Origin of the sequence: Streptomyces sp. WAC06614, from assembly GCF_003949795.1 — a bacterium.
GTDB lineage: Bacteria > Actinomycetota > Actinomycetes > Streptomycetales > Streptomycetaceae > Streptomyces.
This window is the reverse complement of record NZ_RPRY01000402.1, coordinates 1-5546: the sequence shown is the minus strand read 5'-3', so window position 1 is coordinate 5546 and position 5546 is coordinate 1. Positions and strand designations below refer to the sequence as shown.

The following is a 5546-nucleotide window of genomic DNA, read 5'->3' as shown; positions in this document are numbered from 1 at the left end:
GGCCAGGACCTCGCCGGCCCCCTCCCGGCCCACCGGGCCGAAGGCCGACGTGGACTGCGAGCAGGGCGGGGCGGGCCTCTACACCGTGCCCTCGCAGGGCGGCAAGGCCACCGTCCGCTTCGGCGGCCGGGGCGTGTGCCTCATCTCCGCCATCCCCGGTCGGGGCTTTCGTACCACCACCGCCCAGACCTCGGACGACACCCTCACGGTCACCTTCACCAGCGACGACCACCGCTCGGTCATCACCGCCACGATCGACCCGTCGGCGAAGGCCACCGTCCGCGAATCCTCGTTCTGACACCTTTGCCGGGATTCGGCGCAGCGGAAGCTGAGCGCTTCCTTAGGGCATCCTCAAGATCGCGCCGAGGCGGGTTCCGGGGGCCCGCGGCGCCCCTATGCTCGCGTTCCACCGAGCCGGGGGCGTCGCGCCCGTCCGGCAGTTCTCACCGCGCCCGAGGTGTTCCCCCCATGAGTTCTCGCCTGCCCGTACCCGTCCGCGCCGGCCGCCGTACACCGCCCGGACCCGCCGCCGCGCGCCCCGGGCGGCGGCTTCCGCTGATCGCCGCGGCCGTGGTCGCGGCCGGGCTGACCGCCGCCTGCGGACCGTCCGCGTCCTCCGCCGGAGCGGGCACCGCGACCGCGGCCGGCGCGGCCGCGTCGGCCACGCCCGAGGGCACGGCCTCCTCGGCCGGCTCCCCCTCGGCCTCCGCCTCGCCCAGCGCATCGGCCTCCGCCTCGGGATCGCCCTCGGCGTCGGCCTCCGCGTCCGCCGGCGCGAAGTCCGGCCCGTCCGCCCCCGCCACCACGAGCGCCGCCAAGCCCTCCCGTACGGCGACCACGGCCGGGCCCGCCGCGGTCCCGGGCCCCGGGTACGACAGTGCGGCCGACGCCCGGTCGGCCGTCGACGCGGCGCTGCGCGCGGCCAAGGCCGACGGACGCCCGGTGCTGCTCGACTTCGGGGCGAACTGGTGCGGCAACTGCAAGGCCGCCGACAAGGTCTTCGCCCAGGCCCAGACCTCGGCGCTGCTGGGGGCCTCGTACCACATGGTGAAGATAGACATCGGCGGCAACAGCTCCGCCAACTCGGCCCTGCTGCGCAAGTACAGCCCCTCGGGCGGGACGTACACGATGCCCGTCCTGGTCGTGGTGTCCCCGTCCGGCACGGTGCGCACCGACACCCACGTCACGGGCAACCCGTCCCTGACCGCCGAGGGCCTCGACGCCTTCCTGCGCAAGTGGGCCGCATGAGCCGGGGCGCGCCCCGGGGCCGGTCCACCCGGTCCCGTCTCGTCGCGGCCCCCTTGGCGCTGGCTGCGTGCGCCGCGCTGACGGCCTGCGGCGGCGGTCGGGACGGCGGGGCCGCGGGAGCGGGGGCCGGCGCCGCCACCAGCGCCGCCACCAGCGCCGCCACCGCAGCCGCTGCCGCACCGGCCGGGAACACCGCGCGGTTCACCGAGAACGGGGTGACCGTCGCCCTCTCGGTGTCCGACTGGCACGACGCCCAGGGCACGCTCACCGCGGTGTTCACGCCCGAGAAGAAGGGCTTCCACCTCTACAGCACCGACCTGCCGGTCACCGGCGTCGAGGGCGTGGGCCGGCCGACCACGGTGACCGTCACCGGCGGCCTGACGGCCCGGTCCGGACCGAAGGTCGCGGCGGAGGTACGGATGATCAGCGTGCCCGGTGTGGACGCTCCGGTCCCCGTCTACCCGGACGGCCCGGTCACCGCCACCCTGCCGGTCCGCGCCCAGGGCGACGGGGACGCCACGGTGCTGCTCGGATACGCCAGTTGCAGCACGCAGGAGGGCTGCACCATCCCGGTCGCCGACCGTCCGGTGCGGCTGCGCGTCACTTCCGGCGGGCCGGTGTTCAGCGCCCCGTAGGGGCGGAGCACACCCTTCCGGCCGAGCCCCTAAGGTGTCCCCATGCCCAGCGTCCTGGTCGTGGAAGACGATCCGAGCATCCGCCAGTCCCTGATCGAGGTGCTGACGGAGCACGGTTTTGCCGTGCGCAGCGCCGCCGACGGGTTCGGCGGCCTGCGCGAGGTCACCCAGACCCCCGTCGACGCGGTGGTCCTCGACCTGGGGCTGCCCGACCTGGACGGCGGGGACGCGTTGCGGATGATCCGGGGCATCTCCTCCGTGCCCGTCCTGGTGGCCACGGCCCGGGACGACGAGACGGAGATCATCAAGCTCCTCAACGCCGGCGCCGACGACTACCTGGTCAAGCCGTTCTCGGGCGGACAGCTCATCGCCCGCCTCTCCGCCGTCCTGCGCCGCACCGGCCATGTCCTGCCCGCCGGTCCCGCCGTGGGCGTACCGGGCATGGCGGGCTTCCCCGGTACGCCGGGCGTACCCGGGGCGCGCGGCGGCGCCGGGGTCCGGGGGGTGCCGGCCGCGCCGCACCTCCCCGGGGCGGGGCCCGCGGCGGGTGATCCGCTGCGCCCGGTCACCGTCGGCGAGCTGACGGTGGACCCGGGCGCCCGCACCGCGTTCCTGGCCGGCCAGGAGCTGCGGCTGACCCGCCGGGAGTTCGACCTGCTGGCCTTCCTCGCCCTCCACCACGGACAGGTCGTCTCCAAGCGGCGGCTGCTGACCGAGGTCTGGCGGGAGCCGTACGTGGACGACCAGACCGTGGACGTGCACCTGTCCTCGCTGCGGCGCAAGCTCGGCGAACGCGCGGCGGCCCCGCGCTACCTGCTGACCGTGCGCGGGGTCGGGATCAAGCTGGTGGCGCCCCGGTGAGGCGCTCGCTGGCCGGCGTGGCCCTCGCGGTGACCTCGATGGTCGCCCTCTCCTTCCTCATCCCCCTGGCCGCGCTGGTGCTGTCGCTGGTCAAGGAGCAGGGCGTCACCGCGGCCGAGCAGCGCGCCGCGGCCCTGGCCCCCGTGCTCACCGTGACCGCCGATCCGGCGGCCCTGCGCGAGTCGGCAGCGAGCCTGGACTCCTCGGAGCACCTGGTGGTCCACCTGCCGGACGCCCCTCCGCTCGGCGAGACGAGGGCTCCCGCGGCGCTGCTCGAACGGGCGCAGCGGGGACGGGAGTCCATCTCCCAGGAGATCCCGGGCGGCTGGATCTGTCTCCAGCCGGTGGTGCTGCCCGGCGACCGGGTCGCCGTCGTCGAGGACTTCGTCCCCGAGGCCGAACTGACCCGCGGGGTCGCGCAGTCGTGGGCGGTCATGCTGCTGCTCGCCGTGGGGCTGATCGGCGGCTCGGTGCTGGTCGCCGACCGGCTGGGCGCCAAGGTCGTCCGGTCCTCCCGGAGGCTCGCGCAGGCCTCGCGGGCGCTCGGGGCCGGCGACCTGGACACCCGGGTCGAGCCCATGGGGCCCAGGGAACTGCGGGACGCCGGTGTCGCGTTCAACGCGATGGCGCACCGGATGACCGAACTGCTGGCCGTCGAACGGGAACTGGTCGCCGACCTGTCGCACCGCCTGCGCACCCCGCTGACCGCCCTGCACCTGGCGTCCGAGCGGATGGCCGGCACACCCGAGTCCGCCCGGGTCGAGGCGGCCGTGGCCGCGCTGGAGACGGAGCTCCAGGCCATCATCGCCGCGGCCCGCACCCCGCTCGCCGTGGGCCCGATGGGCCAGGGCCTGCTCGGCGCCGGCCGACCGGCGGACCGCGGCCCCGCCGACGCGGCCGCCCCGGGCCCCGGCCCGGGCAGGCGCGCGAGCACGGATACGGACACGGATACGGATACGCGCACAGCCACCGGTCCGGGCAGGGGCACGGGCTCCGGCAGTGGTGCCGGGTCCGGCGACCGGTGCGAGGTGGCCGACGTCGTACGCCGGCGGACCGCCTTCTGGTCGGTGCTGGCGGAGCAGCAGAACCGATCCTGCGCCCTCGACCTCACCCAGGAACCCACGGCCGTCGGCCTGTCCGACGACGACATCGCGGCCGTGGTGGACGCCCTGGTCGGCAACGTCTTCCGGCACACCGCGCCCGGGACCCCGTTCGGCGTCCGGGTCGCCCGTACCGCGCACACCGTGGAACTGGTCGTGGAGGACGGCGGACCGGGCATTCCCGAACCCGACCAGGCTCTGTCCCGCGGCAGCAGCACCGGCTCCACCGGCCTCGGGCTGGACATCGCCCGGCGGGCGGGCTCGGCCACGGGCGGTACGGTGCGCATCGGCCGGAGCCCCCTGGGCGGCGCCCGGCTCACCGTGACGTTCGCCCTGGTCACCGAGGCCCCGACCGGCGGACGCCGGTCCCGGCGCCGCCCCCGCGGCCGGGACGCCTAGGCCCTGTCCTGCGGATCACGGCCGGAGCTCGGCCGGGTTCCGTGCACGGCCCCCTCCAGGGGCGCCAGTGCCCGGCTGAGCCGGAGGACGTCGGCGACCGTCCGCGGGTCGGTGCTCCCGCGGTACGCCGGAACGGGCTCGGCCCCGGGTCCGATCAGCAGGCCGGTCCGGCCGTCCAGCCCCGGGTCGGTGGCGGCGGCGAGGGACGGGCGCGCGGCCTCGGCCGCGGGCCCGGCCGTGGAACGTTCGAACTTCCGCCGCACCAGCGGCCACAGCAGGCGCAGCCCCGGGGAGACGATCCGGGGATCGTTCATGGTGCCGTCCGTCATGGCGGTCGCGGCGCCGCCGGGGTCGGCCGCGAACACCGCCACGCCGGTGCCGCGCAGCCGCTCGGCCAGGTCCAGGGTCCAGGCGAGGTTGGCGAGCTTGGCCCGGCCGTACCAGTGGAAGCCGTAGTAGCCGCCCGGCGGCTCGACCTGGTCGAACACCCGCTTGGCGAGCCCGATGGCGGCCGAGCTGACGTTCACGATCCGGCTCGGCGCGGCGGCCCGTAGCTGCTCCAGCAGCAGTTCGGTCAGCAGGTACGGGGACAGGTGGTTGACCGCGAAGGTCGCCTCGATCCCGTCGGCCGTCCGCGTCGGCTCGGGGAACATCGCCCCGACGTTGTTCACCAGGAGGTCGAGCGGACCCTCCGCCGCCAGCGTGGCGGCGAGTGCCCGCACCTGGTCCAGCGAGGCCAGGTCGGCCGCCAGGAACCGCGGCTCGCCTCCGGTCGCCACCGCGCCGATCCGCTCCACCGCGCGGGCCCCCCGACCGGGGTCCCGCCCGACCACGGTGACGGCGAACCCCCGCGCCGCGAGCCCCTTCGCCGTCTCCAGCCCGATCCCCCCGGTCCCGGCCGTCACCACTGCGCGCTGATCCACCATTGCTGCCCCTCCGACGTTCGCTCACCCATGAAACGGATATCTATCCGTTTCCTCGCGAGCAGCACGCTAGCACAAGCGGATGACTATCCGCTTGCACTGGCCGCGCCCGGCCCGGCGGCCGGCCAGGGGGAAGGGAAGTCGAAGGGCGGAAGAAGAAAAGGGCGCCGCAGGACCGGCCATACGGGCCGCCAGCGCGGCCCGGCGTCGCCCCGGCGGACGCGGAGCCCGACACCGCCCCGGCGGACGCGGAGCCCGACGCCGAGGGCGATCCCGAGGCGGAGCCCGGGGGCGGAGGCCGGGGACGGAGGCCAGGGCGGAGGCCGGGACGCAGGCTGGGGGCGGAGGCCAGGGCGGAGGCCGGGACGCAGGCCGGGGGC

General features: G+C 76.1%; 6 protein-coding genes. 5 read left to right on the top strand and 1 reads right to left on the bottom strand.

The window, feature by feature from the left end:
- From EF918_RS37400 to EF918_RS31720, 5 genes are all read left to right on the top strand, one after another.
- Nucleotides 1-298 (top strand): hypothetical protein (locus EF918_RS37400; RefSeq protein ID WP_185922014.1); only part of this gene is annotated, 298 nt, incomplete at its 5' end.
- Nucleotides 299-468: 170 nt separating this feature from the next.
- Nucleotides 469-1248 carry a thioredoxin family protein gene (locus EF918_RS31735; RefSeq protein ID WP_125652373.1) on the top strand — a complete coding sequence of 260 codons (780 nt, stop codon included), beginning with the start codon at nt 469-471 and terminating at the stop codon, nt 1246-1248.
- Complete coding sequence (locus tag EF918_RS31730; RefSeq protein WP_185922013.1) at nt 1245-1883, top strand: hypothetical protein; 639 nt, start codon at nt 1245-1247, stop codon at nt 1881-1883. Before EF918_RS31735 ends, EF918_RS31730 begins: the two co-directional genes overlap by 4 nt.
- Nucleotides 1884-1925: 42 nt before the next feature.
- Nucleotides 1926-2744, top strand: coding sequence for a response regulator transcription factor (locus EF918_RS31725; protein WP_125652371.1), 819 nt, complete (start codon nt 1926-1928; stop codon nt 2742-2744).
- Complete coding sequence (locus EF918_RS31720; protein WP_185922012.1) at nt 2741-4243, top strand: HAMP domain-containing sensor histidine kinase; 1503 nt, start codon at nt 2741-2743, stop codon at nt 4241-4243. Before EF918_RS31725 ends, EF918_RS31720 begins: the two co-directional genes overlap by 4 nt.
- Here the strand turns inward: EF918_RS31720 and EF918_RS31715 are convergent.
- Complete coding sequence (locus tag EF918_RS31715) at nt 4240-5169, bottom strand: SDR family NAD(P)-dependent oxidoreductase (protein WP_125652370.1); 930 nt, start codon at nt 5167-5169, stop codon at nt 4240-4242. The two genes, EF918_RS31720 and EF918_RS31715, sit on opposite strands and share 4 nt — an antisense overlap.
- Between the last annotated feature and the right edge of the window lie 377 nt (nt 5170-5546).

Excerpts from the sequence above, each read along its gene's own strand:
- EF918_RS31730 (WP_185922013.1), top strand. The coding sequence starts at position 1,245 with ATGAGCCGGGGCGCGCCCCGGGGCCGGTCCACCCGGTCCCGTCTCGTC.
- EF918_RS31735 (WP_125652373.1), top strand. The coding sequence starts at position 469 with ATGAGTTCTCGCCTGCCCGTACCCGTCCGCGCCGGCCGCCGTACACCG.
- EF918_RS31715 (WP_125652370.1), bottom strand. The coding sequence starts at position 5,169 with ATGGTGGATCAGCGCGCAGTGGTGACGGCCGGGACCGGGGGGATCGGG.
- EF918_RS31725 (WP_125652371.1), top strand. The coding sequence starts at position 1,926 with ATGCCCAGCGTCCTGGTCGTGGAAGACGATCCGAGCATCCGCCAGTCC.